We start from the raw sequence: 23,400 nt of genomic DNA, 5'->3' as shown, positions 1-23,400 counted from the left end.
CTATGTACCGGGAAATTCAAGTGAAGGACTTCCTGCCGGTTCTGCTGGAGCAGCTGAAATTTTCCGACAGCATTCTGGATGTCGGCAGCGGGACCGGGGCGCTGCTGGAACGCTATGAAGCTGCTGTAGTAATCGGCCTGGATATTCACCGGCCCTATCTGCTGCACCGCAAATATACTTCGCCCTGTATTATCCCGATCCATGCCAATGCCAGCCATATCGACAAGCTGTTTCTGCCGGGAACGTTCTCGGCAGTGACGCTGATTGATTCGCTGGAGCATTTTACAATGGACGAAGGAAAAGAGCTGCTCCGCAAAGCGGAGATTATCGCCTCGAACCGTGTAGTGGTATTTACGCCGCGCGGATTTTTTCCGCAGGAAGGGACGGATCATTTTCATCTGCAGGGCGAGTATTACCAGCGGCACTGGAGCGGCTGGGAGCCTGAGGACTTCATGAAGCTCGGCTACTCGGTGACTGTGCTGAAAGGATACCATCATGCGGAGAATCCGGCCTTCCGGGAAGCGTTCGGGGAAGATCACGCGCCGCTGGATGCCCTGCTGGCCTGCAAAACGGTCTAACCATACTTCGGGAAGGAGGTGAGCGTATGAACCATAGCTCTAAGGTATCGGTGGTAATCCCTTTTTACAATTGTCCTTATATTGATGAGGCGGTAGAAAGCGTGCTGGCCCAGAGCTACTCTGATATTGAGCTGATTGTGGTTGACGACGGTTCTTCCCTGTACACCGAGAGGCTTAATCCCTACAGGGACAAAATCATCTATATCCGCAAAGGAAACGGAGGTACCGGATCGGCGCTCAATATGGGGATTAAGGCAGCCAGCGGAGCTTATTTTGCCTGGTTAAGCGCGGATGACCGGTTTCACCCGCACAAGATTGAGCGGCAGCTGCAGGAGATGCGCAGCACAGGGACTCTTTTTAACCATACTGCCTATTACTACATCAATGAACAGAGCGAACGGGTATCCGAAGTTATCAGTGTCCCTTTTCCCGACAGGCGTGAGCTGATCAAGACGATGATGACGGGCTGTCCGGTTAATGGCAGCTCTGTTCTGCTCCATATGGACATTTTTCGGGCAGTTGGGCTATTTAATGAAAAATTCCTTTATACCCAGGACTATGATCTGTGGCTGCGGATTCTGCCGCATTACAGCTGGTCCTATATAGAAGAGCCCCTGCTGGATTACCGGGTACACCAGGCGATGGGCTCCGTTATTCACAATGAAGCGCAGAGCAGGGAAATTAAGATGGTACAGGCCAAGCATAACAGTGCTCTTGCCAAGCTGCTTAAAAAGGAGGGATGGCCATGAGGCTGATATTTCCGGTTCTGACCCTGTCCAGGGGAGGCGCACAGCGGATGCTGGCCGAACTGACCAACCGCCTCAGCGGTACAGGGCATGATGTAATCGTACTTATGCCTGCCGGAGGCACCGTAGAATACGAGATGCATTGCCAGGTGATCCACTCGTCTGCCGTCAACTTGACCGAGCATGATTTTCCTTACGGGGACGTTATTATCTCCAACTACTATACCACTGTGCAGGCGGCCCAGCGGGCGAGTGAGCAGGGAAAAGGCATACATGTCAGGCTTGCACTTTGCTATGAACCTACCTTCCTGCCCGACAATAACCAGTCGTTTGCTTCCTACAGCATTACCCGTAACCTCATGGTGCTGTCGCGCTGGCAGCAGGAGATTGTAAGGATCAACCATGGCATTAAAGGGAGAATTGTACCGGTTGGCGTGAACGGGGATTTTCACAATATGCAGATGCGTGACGTACCGGGAAGGCCTCTCGTGGTATCAGCGATCCTGCGTAAGCCGGAAGGGGGATTCTCCGGTCACCGGGAGCAGGAGTATCTTATGCAAGAGCTTTATACGGTAAAGGAGATGCATCCCGAGGTGCAGATCTATCTGATTACACCGCCGGGAGAATATGCCGATTCTGCTGCACTGAAGGCCATTCTGGCCGATACCCGCTACCATACGCGTACACCTTCCAATGATATAGAGCTGTGCTACCATTATAATGAGAGCGATATTTTTGTCAGCTCCAGCACCTTTGATACCGGCTCGCTGCCCGGTCTAGAGGCGATGCGCTGCGGGGCGGCACTGGCTACAGTCTACTCCGGAGGCAATCTGGAGTACGGCATGCACGGGCATAACTGCCTGATGTCCTACCGTTTTGAGAACAGGCTGGCTCAGGATATCGTCACTTTAATAAGGGATAAGAAGCTGCGCGAACGAATGGCCAGCCGGGGGGAACAGGATTCCCGGCGGTTCACCTGGGAGCGGAGCATGCAGATTTTTCAGGCGGAGCTGTACGATATCGTTGCCCGCAACTAAAAAGAACCTTCAGGCCCGGTGGCGGCACCGGGATCCTGAAGGTTCTTTTGCCTGGCTTCATGCACCTAGAAAATCGAAAAGGAGTTCAGCATCTCACGGAACGAGTGGGCATAACGCTCAGAGCCGAACCGGACCTCCATATGGTTTCTGCCTTGGGAGCGGATGTTGTCCCGCAGCTCCAGATTGTTCATCAGCTCCAGGCCTTCCTGTACCGCAATTCCTACATTGCCCAGCGGATAGAACTTGCCGGAGTAATTATGGACGATAAAAGAACGGACACCGTCAGAATCGGTGCTAAGTACGGGACAGGTACAGCAGATGGCTTCAGCCACGGCATAACCGAAGCCCTCCGTAATCGAGGTAGACAGCAGAAACCCTCCGGAAGCGGCTATGGACGAATAGTATACAGGCATCACGTGATTAGGAATATTCGTGAAGACCACCAGCCGGTCATTTAATCCCAGCCGATACAGTTCTTCATTAAAAAGCTGCTTCTGCTCCTCACTGGCAAGCTGCGGATCATGAAACATCCAGAGGTGCAGATTGGGCTTGCTGCTGCGGATGTCCTTGGCAATCTGCAGATATTCGCGCCAGTTCTTGTTGCTCTCCAGCCTGCCGACCCAGGCAATAACCGGGTCGGCAGGCTTCTCGCCCGGGATGTAATGGAAAGACTTTACATCTACAATGTTGGGAATGATATAGCGGTGCAGCCAGGGGCAAATGGAAATGAAATATTCCACCAGATGATCAGTAGGCGGAATCAGCACGGCATTACAATGGGAACGTAAATAAGGAACCGCTTCTATAATCATATTCTTCGCATCTTCACGTTTCCCGAGCCCTTGGGATTCATAGATCAGAATGCCGCCGTATCCAAGCCGTCGCAGGCGTTCCAGCAGCAGGTAGTCAGAGGTTACAATAATCGCATCGTAGTGCTCGGATTCGAGCAATGTGCGGATTTCTTCATCTCCGGAAGCGATAAATACCGGGAATTTGTTCTGATTCTGCTGCGAAGAACCCGGCATGAGATATAGAACATGGCATTCGATGCCTTCGCCCTGCAGACTTTCGCACCGCAGTTTGTTCAGGGTCTCGACCCCGCCGCTGGGTACATAAAACGTAAATAATACCTTCATGCTCAACCCTCCTGAGTTCACCTTGCGGAGCCCTACTGTCTATAGGATACGCGAAGGTTCCCCGGCATGTGACAGTATGCGGGCAGCCAATGCCAAATCCTTTCAGGATAGCACGCCCTGCTGCGGGTCAAGCTAAGCCTTGTTATGCTGCATTCATTATATTGTAGAGGCGGAGGCTGGAGTTTATGATACGGTCAAAAGTCAGCGCATCAGTAGTATCAACGGCTTTGCTGCTGGGGATGATCAGTCTTACCGGCTGCGGTGTTAATCATTCCGCAGACAGTAACAATGTGCATACAAACAGCGTAAAAGGAAATAACGGCGGCCGGATTCAGACAAATGCGGTGCGGGGCAATACCTATGACAAAATGGAGATGAGCCAGGAGCTTGCCGAGCATGTCTCGGCCATGCCGGAGGTAAGCTCAGCCAATGTCATGCTGGCCGGAAGAAGCGCCTATGTTGCCGTCAAGCTTGACGATACCAACGGCAAACCGCGTAACATCGGTACCCAGGGTAACATCGGCACCCGCAGTTATCGTTCTTACAGCTATGACGCCGGCAATGCTTCCGGTATACTGCCGCTGCCGCGCACCGGCGGTATGGGCGGCTTGGATAACGGGCATACGGCAGGCGGAGCAGGCAGCATGAATAACGGATATAGAACCGGCGGCCGTGGCAGTGTAACCGGTACACCGGGTGTAACAGGTATGGGAGGCTCCATGGATGGAGTTCCCAAGAGCCTGACGGGCACTGGAACGGTCGGGGGAACCGGCATGACGGCTCCGCAGGCTTATCCGGGTAACGGAGGAAACGGTATCCTGTCCGGCAGCAATTACACGGACGGAACCCGGATGAAGCGGGATATTGACGACAGCATGGGCAGCGGAATCGGAATCCGCAGCGTTGCGCCTAATAACAATTACCGGATGAACACTAGCGATGATGTGACCAGCGACATGAAGGACCGGATTGCCGCCGAAGTCAAAAAGGTTAATCCGTCTATCCGGAACGTCTACGTGTCAGCTAACCCCGACTTCGTGGAGCGGGCTGACTATTATGCCCGGGAAGCCCGTGCAGGCCACCCGCTGAAGGGGTTTGCGAAAGAATTCGGCACAATGGTGGAGCGTATCTTCCCGATGCGCAGCGGGTATTAAGGCCGCTGCAATAGCGGAGAGTGACTGTTTAGCAGAAAGTAACTGCAAAGCGAATCGTAACGTGACTGCACTGGCTAAACGTAACCGGCTGTACTCGGACAAGATTGAGGTCCGCTGCACAGCCGGTTCATTCCTATGTTCAGCTGTCCGCCGGACAGGCGTAGAAGGAACCTGGTTATGAGTTATCTCAGGGCAAAGGATAAGTACATGTTCTGTTGTATTCTATACAGTAGTAGGGAGCTTAATCCGGTGAGACTGTATCCATTCTATTTTCTTGCTAAATAAGCGTAATGAAGGGCAGAAATGCCTTTGATTTCAGCCGGTGAGGCTAAATGAGCGAAATGAAGGGCATAAATGCCTTTGATTTCGGCCGGTGAGGCTAAATGAGCGAAATGAAGGGCATAAATGCCTTTGATTTCGGCCGGTGAGGCTAAATGAGCGAAATGAAGGGCATAAATGCCTTTGATTTTAGCCGGTGAGGCTAAATGAGCGAAATGAAGGGCATAAATGCCTTTGATTTTAGCCGGTGAGGCTAAATTAGCGAAATGAAGGGCATAAATGCCTTTGATTTCGGCCGGTGAGGCTAAATGAGCGGATTTAGAGGTATCCCCTAACTAAGGAATGTTCTACAGACATAGTCTGCGGGCATTCCTTTTTTTGCATGGTAATTGCTGAAATTGCTCAAAAAGGGTTATAACTCTTGTTTCAGTGTACAGAATACAGCTATATGGGGATTGATAAGTAAAAAAGCATTTTAGTTGTGTCAAAGAGACTGTCGATTAATGATCTTGAGCGTGCATTGTCACCAAAACATGTCTTTCAGATCGATTTAGAGCCATTTAAGTAATTCGTTCCTTGAACTCTTAAAAGAAAATTGGTCTGAGACAAGGAGTAGTGGAATTAATCGACAGTCTCTTAAATGCAGTTAAAGTTACCTGTGTTGCGGTGTGATGTGTTGCGGTGTGATGTAGTGCGGTGTATGTAGTGCGGTATGACGTGGTGCTGTGTGATGTGGCGCATGTGGATGCCGTGTGATGTGATATGGAGTAGTATGGTGCTGTACTGGTTGAGCTTAGGCCTGGGGTTAGGTATACCGTATGCCGCATAACAAACAGAATAGCGGTCCCCGGAAAAGACCGGGGACCGCTGCGTATTTAATCTATAGCTGTAATTTCACGGCCGTTAATCCATACCCCGTGCAGATTAAGCTGGTCATCGAGCCGCAGGATGTCGCCGCGTTTGCCGGCCTCCAGCGTACCGATGGTGCGCTGCAGCCCCAGCGATATAGCCGGCGTAAAGCTGGCTGCCTGTGAGGCCTCCTGCAGACTGAGCCCGACTTCCTGAATCAGATAGCGGAAGCCGCGGATCATGGTCAGGGTGCTTCCGGCCAGCGACTCGGGATGCTCCTTCAGAGTAGCTACGCCGCCGCTGACCATGACGGGCAGGTCGCCGATCGTATATTCACCGTCGTCCAGCCCGGTTGCGGACATCGCGTCGGTAATCAGCAGCAGATTGGCTTTGTTTTTAAGCCGGGTTACGATCCGGATCGCTGCGGGATGGACATGGATGCCGTCGGCAATGATCTCCGCCCGGATCCGGTCGTCGAACATTACCGCTCCGGCTGCGCCGGGCTTGCGGTGATGCAGCGGCGTCATCGCGTTGTACATATGCACTGCCTGGTTCAGCCCGGCATCTGCAGCAGCGATAACCTCCTCGAAGGTGGCATTGGTATGTCCCAAGGCAGCCGTTATACCATGCTTGCGCAGCCAGGAGATGGCTTCCAGCGCTCCTTCGCGTTCCGGCGCAAGCGTCACCTGACGGATCAGCCCGGGATATTGCTGCTCCCATGCCTCCAGCCATCCGATATTGGCTGGTACGATGTGCCCGGGATTCTGCGCCCCCGGCCATTTCTGGCTGATGAACGGCCCCTCCAGATGGACACCGGCTAACTGGGCGTAAGGCATCCCGGCTGTGCGGTAGGCGTCCACCTCGGCCAGCACCCGGTCGATCTCCGGCTTGGCCGCGGTCATCGTAGTCGCCAGCATTGTAGTGGTTCCCTGCGAGGCATGGAAGCGGGTGATCGTATCCAGCGCACGGCTGTCGCTGTACATGAAGTCGTATCCGGCTCCGCCGTGCACATGCACATCGACAAATCCGGGAATCAGCAAGCCGCCCTGCCCTTGACCGTTAGCCGGCCATTCAGCATAGGCGTCAGGCAGCCAGGCGGCTTCACCTGCGTAATGGATCTGTTCTTCTGAGACGGCAACGGCGCCATCTGCTATCAGACCGGCCGGGGTGAGTACCTTGCCATAGAGCAGCTGTCCGGAGACCGTTTCTGTCATGATTTCAGCCATTTGGCAGCTCCTTCGTCCAGCAGAACGACAACATTCGGATGGCTCTGCAGGAGTGAGGCCGGACACTGGGTCGTGATCGGACCCTCCAGTGCGTTACGGACCGCTTCTGCCTTCTCTTCGCCGCGCACCAGCAGAACAATCTGCCGGGCTTTGAGAATGCCGCCGATCCCCATGGTTACCGCCTGGCGGGGCACATCATCCAGCTTGTCGAAGAAGCGGGCATTGGCTTCCCGCGTTTCTTCCAGCAGATCCACTACATGTGTGCCGCTGCTGAGGCTGGCATCCGGCTCATTGAAGCCGATGTGGCCGTTGCTCCCGATGCCGAGAATCTGCAGGTCAACCGGGCCGTTATCCTCCAGCATCCGGTCATATGCCAGACATTCGGCTGCAAGATCCGGCGCATTGCCGTTAGGCACATGAGTACGGGCCAGGTCGATATCGACATGGTTGAACAGATGCTCGTTCATGAAGCTGCGGTAGCTCTGCGGATGGTCTTCAGGCAAGCCCACATATTCATCGAGATTATAAGAGGATGCTTTGGCAAAGCTGACCAGCCCTTTGCAGTGCATCTCGACCAGTCTGGCATAGACAGTGACCGGAGAGCTGCCGGTAGCAAGGCCGAGTACGGCTCTGGGATTGCTCTGCAGCAGACTGACGATCAGATTAGCACCGGTTTCCGCGAAATCTTCCTGGTTCTTGAATGTAAGGATGTTCATTAGGATTGACCTCCCCGTTTATGTCGGTAGTGTTGGACGTTCAGATAAGACTGCTCCAGCTTGGGGATGAAGTCCCCGAACCGGGTGCTGACCATGCCGGTGAACAGAATATCAATGATATGCAGCTGTGCGATCCGTGAAGCCATATCCCCCCGGCGCATGCCCTGCTCCAGTGAGGAGGAGAACAACGGGATGTCGGCCAGTGCAGCCAGAGTGCTGCTGCCGTACGAAGTAAGCGAAATGGTGGAAGCGCCGCTGGACTTGGCACAGCTTAAGGCATCAATCGTCTCCGGTGTCTCTCCGGAATAGGAGACGGCAAAAGCCACATCACCCTTGGCGAGTGAGGAAGCGGAAGTAATCTGCATATGCGAATCGGCAAAAGCAGTACAATTGACCCCTATGCGCACCAGCTTCTGATAAAAATCCTGCGCGACAATCGACGAGGTGGCCATCCCGTACAGATCGACCCGGCGGGCATTGCAGAGCAGATCAACCGCGCTTTGCAGCCGCTCCAGATCAAGCAGCGCCGTTGTATCCCTGATCGAGGTCAGGTGATTGGCCTGCATGGCTTCAACAATGACGGACAGCGGGTTCCCGGCAACAATGTCCTGATAGGAGGAGCTTCCGTCCTGCGGCAAAGCATCACCATGGGCAATCTCTGCCGCCAGCTTAACTTTGAAATCGGGAAAACCCTTGAAATGCAGCACCTTGCAAAAACGCGTAATCGTAGCGGGACTAACCCCGCATTGCTCCGCCAGCTCTGTAATTCCCATATGGACGATCTCACCGGGGGATGACAAAATACGTTCCGCCAGCTTGCGCTCCATTTGAGAGAAGCTTGCCTGCTCATGCTCCAGGGCATGCAGTATAGGAGACAATGGCTCCACCTTCTTTTCTGTATCATGATCTCAAATTGAATTAACAACTGAAATTATTTTTATTAATACAATAATTTTGAGGAAAATTATTTTCATAATCAGAATAAAACATATTGTCTCAGGATGCAAGCAGTAGTTTAAGCAGGAGTGTTGATGAGGCGGGTTAAAGTCAGAACGGGGAGAGGAGGAATTCAGCTATCGAACAGCAGGGAGAAAATCGAAAAATTCACAAACGGACATCAGCCGCCCGGAAATGCAGTAATTCCCTTTAACTACGGCTATTCTAAACTGGAAAAACACAATTCGAATTCATTTAAGTGGAAAATTGCTACCTAATTCTCCGATAAATTCCGCAATGGGCAGACTAGTTGGAAAAAAGCTACTTAATTACGTTGAAATTTCCTCAAAAGGATGGCGTAAAGTAAGTTGTGTACCAGGATTTGGAGCCTAGTCAGGCAACAAAAAAGTAGGGTATTCTCGGGATTACGACACCACCAAGAAGGGACCCTACTCGATGACTATTCTACCCGAAAACATGTTAAATAATCTATTTGAAAATCTTGTCACCCAATTTGTAAAAGACAATCTGGAGTCCATTATGAAGGCGGAAATCCAGCAATTCATGACCAGTGAGGAAGCCGGGAACCACAACAGTCGCAACGGATACTACACACGAAACCTGCACACCAAGTACGGCAATGTGGAGGAGTTAGAGGTCCCCCGCGACCGTCAGGGTCTGTTCCAAACGCAATTATTTGAGCCCTACCAAAGACGGGATGGATGGCTTGAGGAAGCTGTCATCCAGATGTACAAAAGTGGCATGGGAACGCGAGATGTGGCCCGGTTCATTGAAAGTATGTTCGGCAGCCACTACTCTCCCACGACCGTTAGCAACATTACAGCTACGGTACTTGACGACATTCATCAGTGGCAGAAACGCCCGTTAAACAAACGCTACTCCGTCATCTACCTGGACGGCTTATATGTGAAGCTCAAGCGCAGCACCGTGAGCGGAGAAGTCGTTTATTTCGCCATGGGGATCGACGAAGACGGTCACCGCCAGATCCTTGGCTTTTACGTAGGCGGCCAAGAGAGCGCAAACGGCTGGCGCGAGGTGCTCAAAGACCTCTACGACCGTGGTGTCCAGGAAGTCTTGCTGGGTGTGTTTGATGGACTGCCGGGACTGGGTGCAGCGTTCCGTGAAACCTATCCGAAGGCGGATGTGCAGCATTGTATCGTCCACAAAGTGCGTTCGACCTTTCCGAAAATTCGGGTTCAGCACAAAACGGAAGTCATTGAAGATCTGAAGACGATCTACACGGCTGCAGACCACGATCTGGCCCGGGCTGCGTTTGACACGGTGAAGGCCAAATGGGGCAAGCTCTACCCGAAAGAAATGCGGTCTTGGGAAGAACAGTTGCCCACGCTGTTGACCTTTTATAAGTATCCCGCGCTCATAAAAGAAGCCATCTACACGTCCAATCCAATTGAACGAATGAACAAGGAAATCCGAAAACGCCTGAAGCCGATGAACAGTCTCACCAATATGGATGCGGCAGAGAAAATTGTCTACCTGGATGTAATAGACTACAATGAACGTTTTGCCGAACGGGTCATTCGCGGCTTCGGTGATCTGGAGGTAAAGAAGAAACTGAACGAGATGTTTGAAGTGCGATACCCGGTGCGGGAAGGGCAAGAGAAGTAGTCCAATTCCCCTTGTTCTTTGGGGCGGGGTTCCCCCGCCCCAAAGAACACTTGCACTCACTAACGGACACCCGAGAAGTTACTTTCTACTCTCTTACACAAACTTCTTGACGCTACCCTCAAAAGTGGTAAACAGCCTGAATTAGATGTCTTTTTTCCAACTAATAGATGTGAATGCCTCTAAACACTGAAATTAAGTGGCGAAAATCAAACTAATTAGTGCAAAAAAGCGGAGAATCTCCGGGACTACCCGGTAATGATTCTCCGCTCCTGCAACCCTTGCGTCATCCAAGACGCGGGCATGAAGTAATTAGCTGACGGTACGTGTATTCTGTTTGTTTTTGCCGCGCAGGATCCCCCAGACAATAAACACCAGGATCAGGATCTGGGGCAGCAGCGTTTCCCAGGTCGGGAACAGCCCGAGCCAGCTGACGGCCGGGAGACTATTTTCCACATGTGCCGGCAGTTTACCTGCGACCTGCAGGGAGTGGATGCTCTCGCCAAGGAACCGGAACACGAGGTAGTATATCAGCAGACTGGCTACGCGGAAGAAGGCGGCCAGCGGAAGTCTGGCGCTCAGCACAATAATGGCATAGCCGATGACAATAAGTATGGCTAAAGCAGCCCCGATCCCCAGCAGCAGCTGGGAGACTGCAATAGAAGAAGCCATCCCGGCATAAAAAATCGTCGTCTCCGCGCCTTCACGCAGCACCGCCAGCAGGGCCACAGCGAACAAAGACCATAGGCTGCCTTTGGCCAAAGCGCCGTTAACCTGGCGGCCGACGTATTGATTCCAGGCTGCAGTATTCGATTTGCTGTGCAGCCAGCGCCCGATGGTGAGCATCATTACTACCGCAACGAGGCCGGTGATTCCTTCAATCAGCTCGCGGGCGCTTCCTGAGGCAGCCTGTGAAATCGTATAGCTAAGCAGAACAGCCAGACCAATACTGAGGATCAGACCTGATGCCGCGCCTGACCAGATCCAGCGCTGCGTTCCAGGGCCGCCTTCTCTTTTGAGATAGGACAGCAGGGCAGAGAGCACAAGAATGGCCTCAAGGCCTTCGCGCAGCAGAATCAGGCCGGCATCCCAGGCGGTATAGCTTGTCTCTCCGGCCAGCGGAGTCAGCTCGCTCAGCATGTTATCCATTACAGCCAGCGCATTTTCAAGCTTGGGCGGGACTGAGAGCAGATTGCCTGTGACTTCTGCGCTTTCGTTCTCAATGTTGGTATATACCTTGGGCGAGGCAATCTGTACCTGGCCTTCGGCTGAAGGCCAGGCGGCAATGAACTGCTCCATGATTGCGGCCGCACCGGAGCTGTCTCCGGCCTTTGCCTTAGCTGTGGCCTGATTCAGGTAGCTGACCAGTCCTGCAATCGAGGCAGGTTCTGTTGAAGCTGCTCCTGTGCTCACAGCTTTGCCTTCACTGTAATCGGACAGCACCGTGTACAAGGCCTCCGATTCCGCGGCCGCTGCCTCCGTGCGCAGCGGCTCAGCCTGCAGCGCGATCCGCAGCAGGCTGATTTTGGTCTCCAGCAGCGCGTAGACAGCTGGATTGTCCACCCGGATGCCGCGCTCCGCCGGCGCCCAGCTGTTCACGACGGTACGGTAGGCTTCTGCCGCCGCCGTCCAGTCGCCGCTGTGCGCTGCGTCCCGCGTGGCCCGGGCCGCGGGCAGCAGCTTCGCCGCGGCTGCGCGCCCCGCGGCGCTTACGTCACTGCCGCCGGAAGCGGCAGTGACGTAGCTGTCCACGCTTTTGGCCAGCGTGGACAATGCTTCTGATGCGGGCGCGTCCCCGCCCGCATCAAGGGCAGACGCCGCCGCTTCAAGCGCGGCGTCAACGGCAGCAGCCGGACCGGCGAGTGCCGGGTCCGGCGTGCCTTCGTTCGCGGTGCGCCACAGCGCCGCGAACGCTTCTACATCGGCGGCGGCCGCGTCCCAGCGGCCCTGGCCTGCTCGGGCGAGCGCGCTGCCGACCGGCGGCAGCAGCTCGTCGAGCGGCGGGTCCGCCGCCGCAGCAAAGGCTGCCGGTCTCCCCGGCAGCAGCAGAAGCAGGCCGCCTAAAAGAGCGGCGGCCAGCATAAGGGCCAACTTCCTCTGTATATTCCATCCCACTCCGGAGTCCCCCTGTCATCATTTATCCGTGCCGGGCGCAGCGCCGGGATGGATGCATCCTCAGCCTTACTAGCCGCATTCAGCACTTGGTCTCACTCGCCTTCTCCGGCACCCAGCCGTACTAGCCGCACTCAGCACTTGGTCTCACCCGCCGTCTCCGGCACCCAGCCATACTAGTCGCACTCAGCTCTTGTTCTCACCTGCCGCCTCCGGCACTTGTCCTCACCTGCCGCACTCAGCCCAGCAATGTCTCGCCGATATACCCGCCCTCCCGGACGCCCGGGAAGCAGGCGAAGACGGCGCTGCCGGTATGGAGAATATATTCGTTCAGCTTGTCGCTTTTGGCCAGGCGCTGCTGGATGCTGACGAACTGCTTGACCAGATCCTTCTGGAAGCTGATGAACAGCAGCCCGGCATCCAGCTGGCCTGTCTTGAGATTCATGCCGCTGGAATAAGAATAGGAGCGGCGGAGGATTTTGACCGAGCCGTCGCCGTGGGACAGCGCGCTGTGTGAGTTGGCAGGCACAACCGGCTGGCCGCTGCGGTCCTTGGCTTCAAGGTCCAGCTCATCGAATTCATCCTTGGATCCGATCGGAGCTCCGCTTTGCCGGTAGCGGCCAAACGTCGTCTCCTGGTCGCTAAGCGTCGAGCGGTCCCATACCTCGATGCGCAGCTGCACACGGCGGACGGCCATATAAGTGCCGCCGTTCATCCACGCGGGACCGTCACCGCTGCCGCTCCATACAATCTCCTGCATGGCAGCCGCATCAGTGACATCGGGATTGCCGGTTCCGTCTTTGAAGCCGAGCAGATTGCGCGGCGTTCCGCCTTTGGGATCAGCGCTGCCGGTCCGCTGAAAGCCCTCCTGGGTCCAGCGCAGCACCGCTGTGCCCCGGGCGATGCGGGCCAAATTGCGGATGGCGTGAAAGGCTACCTGCAGATCATCGGCACAGGCCTGAATGCATAGATCGCCGCCGCACCATTGCGGTTCCAGCGCATCTCCGGCAAAAGCCGGGAGATCGGCAAATGTGGCCGGACGTCTTGAAGCCAGTCCGAACCGTCCGTCAAATAAGGCAGGCCCGGCCCCAAAGGTAATGGTGCATTTGGAAGGCGACAAGCCGTCAGCCTCTCCCGTATCCGACGGGGGCAGATTGGGATTATCATTGACGCTGCCGATCAGTCCGCCTGAGGTCAGGGCAGCAGCGGCAGCGGTCCAGTCCTGCATCAGTTTTTTTACATCGGCAAGCTTGGCAGTTGTCAGATCAAAGGCCGCAAAGCAGATAAAATTTTGTGCCGGGGTCAGAATGCCGCTCTGATGGCTTCCGTAGAAAGGGACGGCATCGCCGGAGGCCTGCGCAGCAGCAGGTCCGGGAACGGCCGGTTTGCGGGCGGCCATGAGGCTGCCTGCGCCGGTTCCGCCGAGCAGCAGCCCCAAGCCGCCGACACCGGTAAGCCGCAGCATATCGCGGCGGCTCAGTTTCTGTTCCAATAAAGGTTCACTCTGTTGTTCCTGTTCAGGCGAAGGTGTTACAGACTTCATTTTTTTCTTCATGCCGGTCACACTCCCAGAATAGTACCCATATTGGACAGCGGCTCAGCCAAGGCATCGAGGCTCTGGCTCAGCTTGCGGATTTCATCTTCCTTCAGAGTTTCATAGGAGACATAGCCGTCCCCTGATTTGAACGGGGCGAGCTCGTCCAGCAGGGAGGTGAACCGTTCGCCGATTGTCTGCTCCAGGGCAGGATCTTTTTTGGCCAGCTCCGGCTTCAGCAGCTCGTAGATCTTCTGTGCGCCCTCAACATTGGCTACAAAATCATACAGGTCTGTGTGCGAATAACGTTCTTCCTCACCTGTCACCTTGGAGGAGGAGACTTCGTTCAGCAGGCCGACAGCACCGGTAACGAGCAGGGTAGCATCGATATCCGTGGTTTCTACCTTGGCACGCAGCAGCTGGGCATCCTTCAGCAGCCGGTCGGCAGTATCGTTCATACCGTCGGTGGTCCCGTTTTGCCAGAGCGCCTGTTCAAGCTTATGAAAGCCGCGCCAGTCGGCAGGGTCGACATCACCTTCCCGGGCATCGATATTCGGATCAAGGTCGCCCAGTGCTTCAGCAATCGGTTCGATCCGTTCATAGTACATGCGGGCAGGAGCGTACAGCGCCTTAGCTTCCTCCAGCTGCCCGGCTTTGACCGCCGTAGTGAAGCCTTCAGTCTGCTTGACGAACTCGTCGCATTGCTCTATCACGTAATTCCGGTACTGCTCCAGGGCAGAAGTTAAGTCTACAGCGTCAGCCGCTGCGGAGGTTTCAGTAGTGGAGGCGGGGACATTAGTTGCCGTGCTGCTACTCTCAGTTGCCTCATTTCCCGGATTGCTGCCGGCATTGTTGTCATTGCTTGAACATCCGGCGAACAGGATGGAGGCCGCGAGCAGCCCGGCGGGAACAGCATAACTAAATTTCAATCAGAACACCCCTTATTATTAAATATAAGAATTTATATGTTGCACGTGATAAATAATCCTTCTATTTCGCGCAGAACGGATACCGTCCCTTAAAGGACGGCAAAGCCGTTTCTTCTTGCATAGATGAGAACCGTTATCAATTGAGCTGGACTTATCATAAATCTGGACATGGGGACTGTCAATAAAAAAAATATGACGTTTCTCACAACTGTAAACCGGCAGGCTCTGATTAAAGTGCATTACCTGTTAGAAATGCATGGTATATTCTCAGACAGGAAGGGAAACTTTTAATAAAAATAAAGTGTCTCCTGTACAGAAACATTGGTCCTCTTAAAGTACACATTTCCCTTTTAAAATGTTATATTCTCGAATAAAACCCGTTAAATAATGTCTTTTACCGGTGGACAGAGACGTAAAATATGTTATAATGAAAGCGTAACCAAAAAGGGATTCAAATTATGATTTCATCGCTCGAGGAGGATGAACGCAATGCTGGAAGTATTGAAGGAACTTAAGAACCGGGTCATTGGATTTTGGCAGCCGGAGGTAACATCCGGGGAGGATGACTATCTGAACATGGAGTATACCGTGCAGCGTCATTTGCATACACCAGAGCCCGTTAGCCCGCTCACTTATGAGGAACAATCCCGGATCAAGTCTATTATTTACCACTGATACCGGCTTCAGCAGATAGATAAATATTACGCAAGTATCCTAACACAGCCAAAGACCACTAACCCGGAAAGCCTCCGGAGCTGCGGTCTTTTATTTGTGTGTATCACAGGGTCTTATCGTCACTTCTGTACTCAAGCAAATCTCCGGGCTGGCAGTCAAGGGCCTTGCATATCGCCTCCAGGGTGGAGAGCCTCACCGCCTTGGCTTTGCCATTCTTGAGAATGGACAGGTTGGCCATCGTAATGCCCACCCGCTCCGACAGCTCGGTTACACTCATTTTCCGCTTAGCCAGCATCACATCAATGTTTACGATTATCGCCATTGTCGTCACCTCAGACCGTCAGGTCAATCTCTGATTTTAGTTCAATCGCATCTTTAAGCAGCTTCTGGAGAACGGCAGCAAAGACGGCTATCACCATCCCGGCAAAAATCAGCACCATCCCGATGACGATAATGCCCGGGGCATCATCCTTCTCCGCCAGCAGATAAAAGAGAGGCATTCCCAGCACATACACGCCGCTGAAGACCAGGGCACAGTACTTGATCAGTTTTAAGGCCCGTACGGACAGCTCCGAAAACGCCTTGTTCCGGTCGATGTAGCTTAACAGCTTAAACGCTTGATACAGCGCGAAGTAGAAGGGCAGTACCGATGCATATAAATCGAGCAGGACAAGAACCTTCAGATAAGCTTGATCCGGATACAATTCCGCTGCAAACTCCGCAATCTCCGGCACCGCAAAGATACACAAGGCCAGCACCGGAATACTGATAAGAATAAGCGCCGCCTTCAAAAAAAGTGTTGATCCACGTTCCATAACAAGCCCCTCACTTATGAGTAATTTTGATAATAACTTACCACAATATTTATTGAATTACAATAAAAATATAGTGATAATGAATACTTTATTATTGTTTAATAAGTATTTTGGGATGGTGCGACGGGAGGCACCGGCCATTTGCTGCATCATTTAGACTCAGCCTGTCCCTGACGGGACATTTGCCTCCGCCCAATTTGGGTCAGTAACAGCACCATTGACATTGCGCATACATAGTATGTTTTGACTGTATCCCTTTACCTTGTTATACCAAACAAACCCAGGGCAAGGAGGGGTGACACCATTGAAGGGGAACGATCATCACAGCAAATTTCTGTTAACGCATCGTGAGCGCGAAGTATTCGAGCTCCTCGTGCAAGACAAAACTACACGGGATATTGCCGGATTGTTATTTATTAGTGAAAAAACGGTCCGCAACCACATCTCCAACGTCATGCAAAAATTAAACGTCAAAGGCCGTTCGCAAGCGGTTGTCGAGCTGATCAAGCTTGGGGAGCTGAAAATATAGCTGGCCTGGCTGCGCTGCAGTGACACGTTTATGCCTCCTTTTATCCTGCGGGATGGGGAGGTTTTTTGTTGCCCGGACGGGTCTGGAAAATAATGCATTTACAAGGAATGTGTCTATCAGTACTATGAAATGGGTATTGCTAGCAGGGATATTCAATTGGGAGGAAATAATATTGAAACGCTTCGTATCCTTTGTATTGGTTATGAGTATTGTATCTGCGATCGCCGCGAGTGCAGGAGCTGCGCCCGGCGCCAAAGAGATTACGGTTATTGTTGATGGGGTCAAGCAGAATTACAGTGCAAAGCCGGTAAATGTGAAGGGCTCCGTGCTTGTGCCGATGCGGGCTATCTTCGAAACACTGCAAGCCAAGGTCTTCTGGAATCAGGCGAAACAACAGATAACAGCGGCTAGGGGCGTCTCCCTTATCACGCTCACAGTTAATTCAACAGATGCAGCTATCGACGGAAAGGTGACCAGGCTCAATGCGCCTCCGCAGACCATAGACGGCAACACCATGATTCCGCTGCGTTTTGTCGCGGATGCGTTGCGTGCGGATGTTAAATGGGACACGGCCAGCCAGACTGTTAGGATTGACTCTAAAGGGCATTCCACAGTGGTATCAAATGCAGCATCTCCGGCAGCCAATCCGGAAGACGATAAAGCACAAATTATTAAGGTTCTCACCCAAAATATGAATGCTTTAAGCAATGGCGATGGACAAGGGTACCTGGATACCTGGGACAAAACGTCCGAAACGCTGCAGAGTCTGGAAAACTACTTCAGCACTCAATCTTACCGGTACCAGATAGAAGGCACGCCACAGGTGCAATTAAACGGCTCAAGAGCATCTGCCAAGCTGATACAGATCGTATCCCGGGTGGTAGATAAAGGTTTGCCGGGCGAGCGTCCCGAGTCCACTAACCGCGGTTATTATGCTGCGAACCTGATTAAGCGGACAGGCGGATGGAAAATACAAAGCTTAACCTCCTACCGCACGACTGAGGAGGTCCCGGTTGCAGACTTCAAAGTAGACACGGGAGTATATGGCCTGATCCGCAACATGACTGTTACGGAATATAACCGTGATGTTCAGGCGTATATGAATCTCTTTACAGGCCAATCCGCGTCGGCTAAGGAGATCCAGAATTGGTCTGATAAGGTCCACTTGAACGAATTTGCCTCCGGCTTCAAATTAACGTCAGCGGAAGGAACAGCCTTTAACGGACCGGCGGCCAGCCTGGAAATCACAATGAACGTGTTCCCCATTGATGCCAATGGGGATTTACTGGATAATCAGGCACCGTTCGTCGCCATTTACGCAATTGATGCAGCCAAGAAAAACGGCAGCTGGACAATCACCAGCATCAGGCTGACTAACAAGCTTGAACCTGAACAAGTTAAGCTGTTAAGCCCTTATGTACGGTAATAATGAAGCACATCTAAACCACTCCTTTTATCCTGCGGGATAATGGGAGTTTTTTTGAGTGAAGATTGTGATTACCGTCACAAACTAATTTTTATAACATGATAAATTTAAGTCACCAAGTCATCAGGAGGGTCCATTATGGCAAGATACGAGCAGCAAAGGCAATTTCTTAAATCCAATTTTCATGAGTTCAAGCATATAAAAACAGACAAGATCAAGGGAGTGGCCCAGCCGCCGGTTGTTAAGCCGTTTGATCCAGACTCGCAAATCATTGATTTGCCGAAAGTCAGCAGAGAGGTTTTACGTAACGGAAATATGTTTGATTGCATAGATCAGAGAAGAAGTACGAGATTTTATTCTGCGGAAACGCTAAGCCTTGAGGAGCTGTCCTATTTATTATGGGCGACCCAGGGGATTACGGGGATGAACAAGAATGGGCTTACCTTGCGGACAGTACCCTGCAGCGGGGCGACGCACACTTTTGAAACCTATTTACTGATTATGAGGGTGGAGGGTGTTCAAGAGGGGATTTACAGGTACCTGCCTTCCGAGCATAAGCTCTTATTTATGTTTGAACTGGAACAGATGGAACAGAAGGTTGACGCTATTACGTTAGACCAGCCGTTTGTCCCTAATTTCGCCAAGAAAGCCGCTGTATTGTTTGCGTGGAGCACAACGCCCTACCGCTCCGAATGGAAGTATGATATTTCAGCCCACAAAAAAATCCTCATCGATGTGGGGCATGTGTGCCAGAATCTTTATTTATCCAGTGAATCTATCGGTGCGGGGGCTTGCGCAATCGGAATCTACGATCAAAAGCTGATTGATGAGATTCTGGGATTAGACGGCGAGGAAGAGTTCGTAATCTATCTTGGTGCAGTCGGGAAGAAACGGGAATAGCTGCCTGCGTCATACAAAAATGAAACATTTAAGCCTTCTGTCATCCCGCTGGATGAGGGGAGGTTTCTTTGTTGTACTTCAGAATTTGCTGTAATAAAAAAAACCGCCTCTTTCGGCGGAAATTCGTAACTTATCCGGTCCGTCACGCCCTTGCGGTCACGCCGGTTTAGTCCGGTAAGCTGTTACAGTTTCAGTGTAGAGTATGAAATGCGTTCCATAGCAAGCTTTTTACAATACAAAATTTCGGGGAGCGGTGTGGTAAAATAAAACCACTAGACGCCTAATTTCAGGAGGAAGCTGCGCTGATGGCCAATATCAAGGAAATTGCCCGGATTGCCGGCGTTTCCGTAACCACTGTGTCCCGGGTGCTGAACAATCATCCCTATGTGAGCGAGTCCAAGAGAGCCGCTGTGCTCCAGACGATAGAGCAGCTGAACTATGCGCGGAATATGAATGCGGTGCATCTGAGCACCGGGCGGACGGGGACGGTCGCGGTTATTCTGCCGTATATCAATTTATTTTATTTCTCGGTGGTAATGGACGGGCTGGCCCATGAGGCGCTGCTCGCGCAGTACCGGCTAATCCTCTGCCAGAGCAATTATGCTCCCGATGAGGAGCTGAAGGTACTTGAGATGCTGCGCAACAAAGAAATTGACGGTGTGGTCATTGTATCTACGGCACTGCAGCCGGAGGTCATTGAGGAGTATACGGAGTACGGGCCGGTTGTAACCTGCCAGGACAGCGGAGAACGGCGGTTTTCATCTGTGTATATTGAGCATTATGCCGCTTTTTGGCATGGCCTGGAGTATTTAATGAATAAGGGTTACCGCAAAATCGGCTACTGCGAGGGGAGGCGGAACGGCAGCAGCGCCTCCATCCGGCAGACGGCGTTTCACGCTTTTTTGGCTGAACATGATCTGCCCTTCCGGCAGGAATGGATGGTGTTCGACAACATGACGGAGGAGAACGGGGCGGCGGTTGCCCGCTCGCTGCTTCAGATGGAGGAAAGGCCCGAGGTGTTCATTGTTACCGGCGACCATGTCGCAGCGGGGCTTATTATTGAAGCGCGCAGGCACGGGCTGCGTATTCCTGAGGATATCGCTGTGATGGGCTTTGACAACCAGCCGATCGGCCGGCTGCTCGACATCTCCACGATCGACAACCATCTCTACGACATGGGCGCCGCCGCCTTCTGCATCATCCACGAGCAGATCCGCACAGGGAACAGACAGCCTGTATACCGCAAGCTGGATTATGAGATTATTGAGCGGGGGACGGTGTAGGGGCTTGAGCCGCCCAATATACTCAATATAATCCGCAGCGCTCTGCGCCATCTCGTCATCGCCCGCCTGAAATGACGCGCCGAAGACAGCGAAATACGGTAATGCGGTTGCGCCGGCATGGATTGTGCTGGTTGTCATTCACAATCCGCCAGCCTGACCAGCTCTGATTTAGGAAAACCAATCTGTCTGCTCTTTCGGCAGCACCAGTAGCAGGAGCAGTGAATTTTTCCTTTACTGAAGCTTCCTTCATGCCCGAAGCTCCATCCTGTCGTGCTGGCTAAACGTTTTTTTCGTTGAATAACCCTGTTTCTGTGATGCCGGATCAAGGCCCGGTTCCGGTTGGTCCGGTAAGGCTTCATGCACTTCACGCTCCCTTAGGCAAAGGCTCGGCCCGCAGCATATTCTAAGGGTAAAGTGCTACAGGCTGAGCGTGATAGCAGGCATTACGGGATTTCTGGGCAAGCTGATTCCCTCTTCCAATATATAGTTGTAAAAAAGACTGCTAATTCGGCTGTTTTATCCTATTAGATTGCGCACGAGCCAGAGTTTGCGGAATTTTGGTATGCAAAAATCCACTTAGCTTCTGCCTAAGTCAGGACCCAGCCGATCCTCGTATGCCAATAGTTTTGAGTAACAGCGTGCAGTTATTATACTACAGCTTCGGCTCTCAACAGCAAAATCAATAATTTGTCCGGGATTTTTCCACTAATTATTGGGATATTTGCCGGCGGGGAAAGATGCTATATTCTTTTGGGTAAGCGTTTACAATATGGCGCTTGCATTGGGGTGTTTACATAAAAAGTGGAGGTGACAGGTGTACCAGGCTCCGGGGGGATCGCAAGACAATGATCATTCATAAGGGAGGATTACGTATTCATGCCTAAGAATAAATCATCGCTGCCACAAGCATTGCCCAAGCTATTATTACTTGCACTATCCGCATTTCTGCTGCTTGCACTGGTAACGCCTAACGTATCCGCGGCAGCCTCCAAGAAACCTAAACCAACCGCCATGCAGACCTATGTGGATGCCATGCAGCCGGGCTGGAATCTCGGCAATACGCTCGATGCCACAGGCCCCGACGAAACCTCCTGGGGCAATCCGAAGGTGACCAGAGAGCTGATCAAGAAAATTGCCGACCAGGGCTATAAAAGCATCCGTATCCCTGTAACCTGGGATGTACACATCGGAGCAGCTCCGAACTACACGATCGAACCCGCTTATCTCGCCAGAGTCCGGCAGGTGGTGGACTGGGCGCTTGCTGAGAAGCTGTATGTCATGATCAATGTCCACCATGATTCCTGGATGTGGGTCAGCGGGATGGAGCAGAAGCATGACGAAGTACTGGCCCGCTATAACGCAGTCTGGAAACAGGTGGCTGCAGTATTCAAGAACTATCCGAACAAGCTGATGTTCGAGAGCATTAACGAACCGCGGTTCACCGACGGCGGCACGACGGATGAAGCAAAAGCCACCGCTATGCTGAACGAGCTGAACAAGTCCTTCCACAGCATCGTCAGAAGCTCAGGCGGCAAAAATACAGCCCGGCCGCTGGTCCTTCCGTCACTTGAATCCTCACCTACCCAGGAGCGGATGGATGTGCTGTACCAGACGATTACCGGACTGAAGGATCCTAATCTGATCGCCACTGTGCATTACTACGGCTTCTGGCCGTTCAGCGTCAATATTGCAGGCTATACCAAGTTCGATGCCGATACGCAAAATGACATCATCCAGACCTTTGACAAGGTACATGCTACCTTTACCGCCAAGGGAATTCCGGTCATCCTCGGCGAATACGGGCTGCTTGGCTTTGATCAGAGTACGGCTGCAATTGAGCAGGGGGAGAAGCTGAAATTTTTTGAATTCCTCGGCTATTACCTGAAAGAGAAGCGGATTACTTCGATGCTGTGGGACAACGGGCAGCATTTTGGCCGTACGACCTATAAGTGGTCTGATCCGCAGCTGTTCACGATGATCAAGACCAGCTGGAGCATACGCTCAGCCACTGCTGAAAGCGATCTCATCCATCTTGAAAAGGGTGCTGCGGTCAAGGATACGGACGTTCTGCTCAACCTGAACGGCAATAAGCTGACCTCGCTCAGCGTAGCAGGCAGCAAGCTCAAGCAAGGAAGCGACTATGTTCTCAGCGGCAATAAGCTGACAATTAAGGCGGCCAAGCTGGAGAGCCTAACCAAATCAGGCAAGCTGGGTGTGAACGCCATCATTACGGCGAAATTCAATAAAGGTGCTGCCTGGACCTTCAAGCTGACGGTCTATGCCCAGCCTAAGCTCAGCAGCGTCTCCGGTACAACAGCCTCCTTTAAAATTCCGGCTGTATTTAACGGAGACAGCCTGGCGACAATGGAAGCCGTGTATGCTGCAGGCGGCAACGCCGGGCCGCAGAACTGGACACCTTATAAGGAGTTTGCTTACACGTTCAGCCCTTCCTACAGTACAGGAGAGATCAGCCTGACGGAGAATTTCTTCAAGGAAGTCAATGACGGGGAAGTGATTCTGAAATTCCACTTCTGGAGCGGTAAAATTGTAAGCTACAAGCTTACGAAGAACGGAACCGCAGTTAGCGGTGAAGCGCTCTAGCGCGATCTAGATTAACAGCAGGAAGCCTCCCTTGCCCTTACCGGGTAAGCGGAGGTTTTTTTATGAGCTGGAGCCCTATCAAACACCGGGTGCACTTTATCCGGCTGCCGGAAGGGAGTCTTCCCGTAGGACCGTTCCGTCTACGATACTCTGCGAGTTTTCACGGGAGGTTTATTTCGTGATAGCAAGATGATAGTATTTAAATTTATAAATATACAAAATGAGACAATGGGTGTAAAATTGCAGTACTTACGCTTACGGGGGAGCATAGAAGCTTCTCTATGCCCCTATGTGA

The 23,400-nt window shown here is 52.5% G+C and carries 20 protein-coding genes; 11 read left to right on the top strand and 9 right to left on the bottom strand.

The features are described from left to right. Window positions 1-2: 2 nt before the first annotated feature. From AC4G46_RS26285 to AC4G46_RS26275, 3 genes are read left to right on the top strand one after another with little or no spacing between them, the layout of a single operon-like run. On the top strand, window positions 3-578 hold the full coding sequence (locus AC4G46_RS26285) for a class I SAM-dependent methyltransferase (protein WP_491125299.1): 576 nt from the start codon (window positions 3-5) through the stop codon (window positions 576-578). A 26-nt stretch (window positions 579-604) separates the two neighbouring features. Further along, window positions 605-1,327: a glycosyltransferase family 2 protein gene (locus AC4G46_RS26280; protein ID WP_491125298.1), complete on the top strand. Its 723-nt coding sequence runs from the start codon at window positions 605-607 to the stop codon at window positions 1,325-1,327. Further along, window positions 1,324-2,361 carry a glycosyltransferase family 4 protein gene (locus AC4G46_RS26275; protein WP_491125297.1) on the top strand — a complete coding sequence of 346 codons (1,038 nt, stop codon included), beginning with the start codon at window positions 1,324-1,326 and terminating at the stop codon, window positions 2,359-2,361. Before AC4G46_RS26280 ends, AC4G46_RS26275 begins: the two co-directional genes overlap by 4 nt. A 65-nt stretch (window positions 2,362-2,426) precedes the next feature. On the opposite strand, the gene AC4G46_RS26270 is transcribed toward AC4G46_RS26275, so the two are convergent. Further along, window positions 2,427-3,497 carry a glycosyltransferase family 4 protein gene (locus tag AC4G46_RS26270; RefSeq protein ID WP_491125296.1) on the bottom strand — a complete coding sequence of 357 codons (1,071 nt, stop codon included), beginning with the start codon at window positions 3,495-3,497 and terminating at the stop codon, window positions 2,427-2,429. Between the two features lie 185 nt (window positions 3,498-3,682). Between AC4G46_RS26270 and AC4G46_RS26265 the strand changes: the two genes are divergently transcribed. Beyond that, window positions 3,683-4,651: a YhcN/YlaJ family sporulation lipoprotein gene (locus AC4G46_RS26265; RefSeq protein ID WP_491125295.1), complete on the top strand. Its 969-nt coding sequence runs from the start codon at window positions 3,683-3,685 to the stop codon at window positions 4,649-4,651. Window positions 4,652-5,805: 1,154 nt separating this feature from the next. On the opposite strand, the gene nagA is transcribed toward AC4G46_RS26265, so the two are convergent. From nagA to AC4G46_RS26250, 3 genes are read right to left on the bottom strand one after another with little or no spacing between them, the layout of a single operon-like run. Continuing rightward, on the bottom strand, window positions 5,806-7,005 hold the full coding sequence (gene nagA / locus AC4G46_RS26260) for an N-acetylglucosamine-6-phosphate deacetylase (protein WP_491125294.1): 1,200 nt from the start codon (window positions 7,003-7,005) through the stop codon (window positions 5,806-5,808). Next, window positions 6,990-7,721 carry a glucosamine-6-phosphate deaminase gene (nagB, locus tag AC4G46_RS26255; RefSeq protein ID WP_491125293.1) on the bottom strand — a complete coding sequence of 244 codons (732 nt, stop codon included), beginning with the start codon at window positions 7,719-7,721 and terminating at the stop codon, window positions 6,990-6,992. Before nagB ends, nagA begins: the two co-directional genes overlap by 16 nt. Further along, a complete protein-coding gene (locus tag AC4G46_RS26250; RefSeq protein WP_491125292.1) occupies window positions 7,721-8,599 on the bottom strand; it encodes a MurR/RpiR family transcriptional regulator in 879 nt (292 codons plus the stop codon). Before AC4G46_RS26250 ends, nagB begins: the two co-directional genes overlap by 1 nt. Window positions 8,600-9,113: 514 nt before the next feature. Between AC4G46_RS26250 and AC4G46_RS26245 the strand changes: the two genes are divergently transcribed. Then, window positions 9,114-10,304 carry an IS256 family transposase gene (locus AC4G46_RS26245; RefSeq protein ID WP_491125291.1) on the top strand — a complete coding sequence of 397 codons (1,191 nt, stop codon included), beginning with the start codon at window positions 9,114-9,116 and terminating at the stop codon, window positions 10,302-10,304. A gap of 309 nt (window positions 10,305-10,613) precedes the next feature. Here AC4G46_RS26245 and AC4G46_RS26240 read toward each other — a convergent pair whose 3' ends face one another. From AC4G46_RS26240 to efeO, 3 genes are all read right to left on the bottom strand, one after another. After that, window positions 10,614-12,416, bottom strand: a complete 1,803-nt coding sequence (locus tag AC4G46_RS26240; protein ID WP_491125290.1) for an FTR1 family iron permease — start codon at window positions 12,414-12,416, stop codon at window positions 10,614-10,616. Between the two features lie 235 nt (window positions 12,417-12,651). Continuing rightward, window positions 12,652-13,956: an iron uptake transporter deferrochelatase/peroxidase subunit gene (efeB, locus tag AC4G46_RS26235; RefSeq protein WP_491128982.1), complete on the bottom strand. Its 1,305-nt coding sequence runs from the start codon at window positions 13,954-13,956 to the stop codon at window positions 12,652-12,654. A 17-nt stretch (window positions 13,957-13,973) separates the two neighbouring features. Beyond that, on the bottom strand, window positions 13,974-14,876 hold the full coding sequence (gene efeO, locus AC4G46_RS26230) for an iron uptake system protein EfeO (RefSeq protein ID WP_491125289.1): 903 nt from the start codon (window positions 14,874-14,876) through the stop codon (window positions 13,974-13,976). 489 nt (window positions 14,877-15,365) lie between these two features. On the opposite strand from efeO, the gene AC4G46_RS26225 reads away from it, so the two are divergent. Continuing rightward, window positions 15,366-15,551 (top strand): hypothetical protein, encoded by a 186-nt coding sequence (locus tag AC4G46_RS26225; RefSeq protein WP_491125288.1) that lies wholly within the window; start codon window positions 15,366-15,368, stop codon window positions 15,549-15,551. A gap of 103 nt (window positions 15,552-15,654) precedes the next feature. On the opposite strand, the gene AC4G46_RS26220 is transcribed toward AC4G46_RS26225, so the two are convergent. Continuing rightward, window positions 15,655-15,873 (bottom strand): helix-turn-helix domain-containing protein, encoded by a 219-nt coding sequence (locus AC4G46_RS26220; protein WP_277472802.1) that lies wholly within the window; start codon window positions 15,871-15,873, stop codon window positions 15,655-15,657. Window positions 15,874-15,883: 10 nt separating this feature from the next. Next, window positions 15,884-16,366 carry a DUF2975 domain-containing protein gene (locus tag AC4G46_RS26215; RefSeq protein WP_491125287.1) on the bottom strand — a complete coding sequence of 161 codons (483 nt, stop codon included), beginning with the start codon at window positions 16,364-16,366 and terminating at the stop codon, window positions 15,884-15,886. 304 nt (window positions 16,367-16,670) lie between these two features. On the opposite strand from AC4G46_RS26215, the gene AC4G46_RS26210 reads away from it, so the two are divergent. The 5 genes from AC4G46_RS26210 (at window position 16,671) to AC4G46_RS26190 (ending at window position 23,105) form a co-directional block, all read left to right on the top strand. After that, window positions 16,671-16,895, top strand: a complete 225-nt coding sequence (locus AC4G46_RS26210; protein WP_039876697.1) for a helix-turn-helix domain-containing protein — start codon at window positions 16,671-16,673, stop codon at window positions 16,893-16,895. A 172-nt stretch (window positions 16,896-17,067) separates the two neighbouring features. Further along, entirely contained in the window at window positions 17,068-18,321 is a 1,254-nt protein-coding gene (locus tag AC4G46_RS26205) for a copper amine oxidase N-terminal domain-containing protein (RefSeq protein WP_491125286.1), read from the top strand. Between the two features lie 138 nt (window positions 18,322-18,459). Beyond that, complete coding sequence (locus tag AC4G46_RS26200; protein WP_221803079.1) at window positions 18,460-19,221, top strand: SagB/ThcOx family dehydrogenase; 762 nt, start codon at window positions 18,460-18,462, stop codon at window positions 19,219-19,221. Window positions 19,222-19,526: 305 nt separating this feature from the next. Beyond that, complete coding sequence (locus AC4G46_RS26195; protein ID WP_491125285.1) at window positions 19,527-20,504, top strand: LacI family DNA-binding transcriptional regulator; 978 nt, start codon at window positions 19,527-19,529, stop codon at window positions 20,502-20,504. 876 nt (window positions 20,505-21,380) lie between these two features. Further along, complete coding sequence (locus AC4G46_RS26190; protein ID WP_491125284.1) at window positions 21,381-23,105, top strand: cellulase family glycosylhydrolase; 1,725 nt, start codon at window positions 21,381-21,383, stop codon at window positions 23,103-23,105. Window positions 23,106-23,400 lie beyond the last annotated feature (295 nt).

Source organism: Paenibacillus sp. fava2, assembly GCF_058313675.1.
The sequence above is the reverse complement of the archived record's forward strand: the minus strand, read 5'-3'. Positions and strand labels throughout refer to the sequence as shown.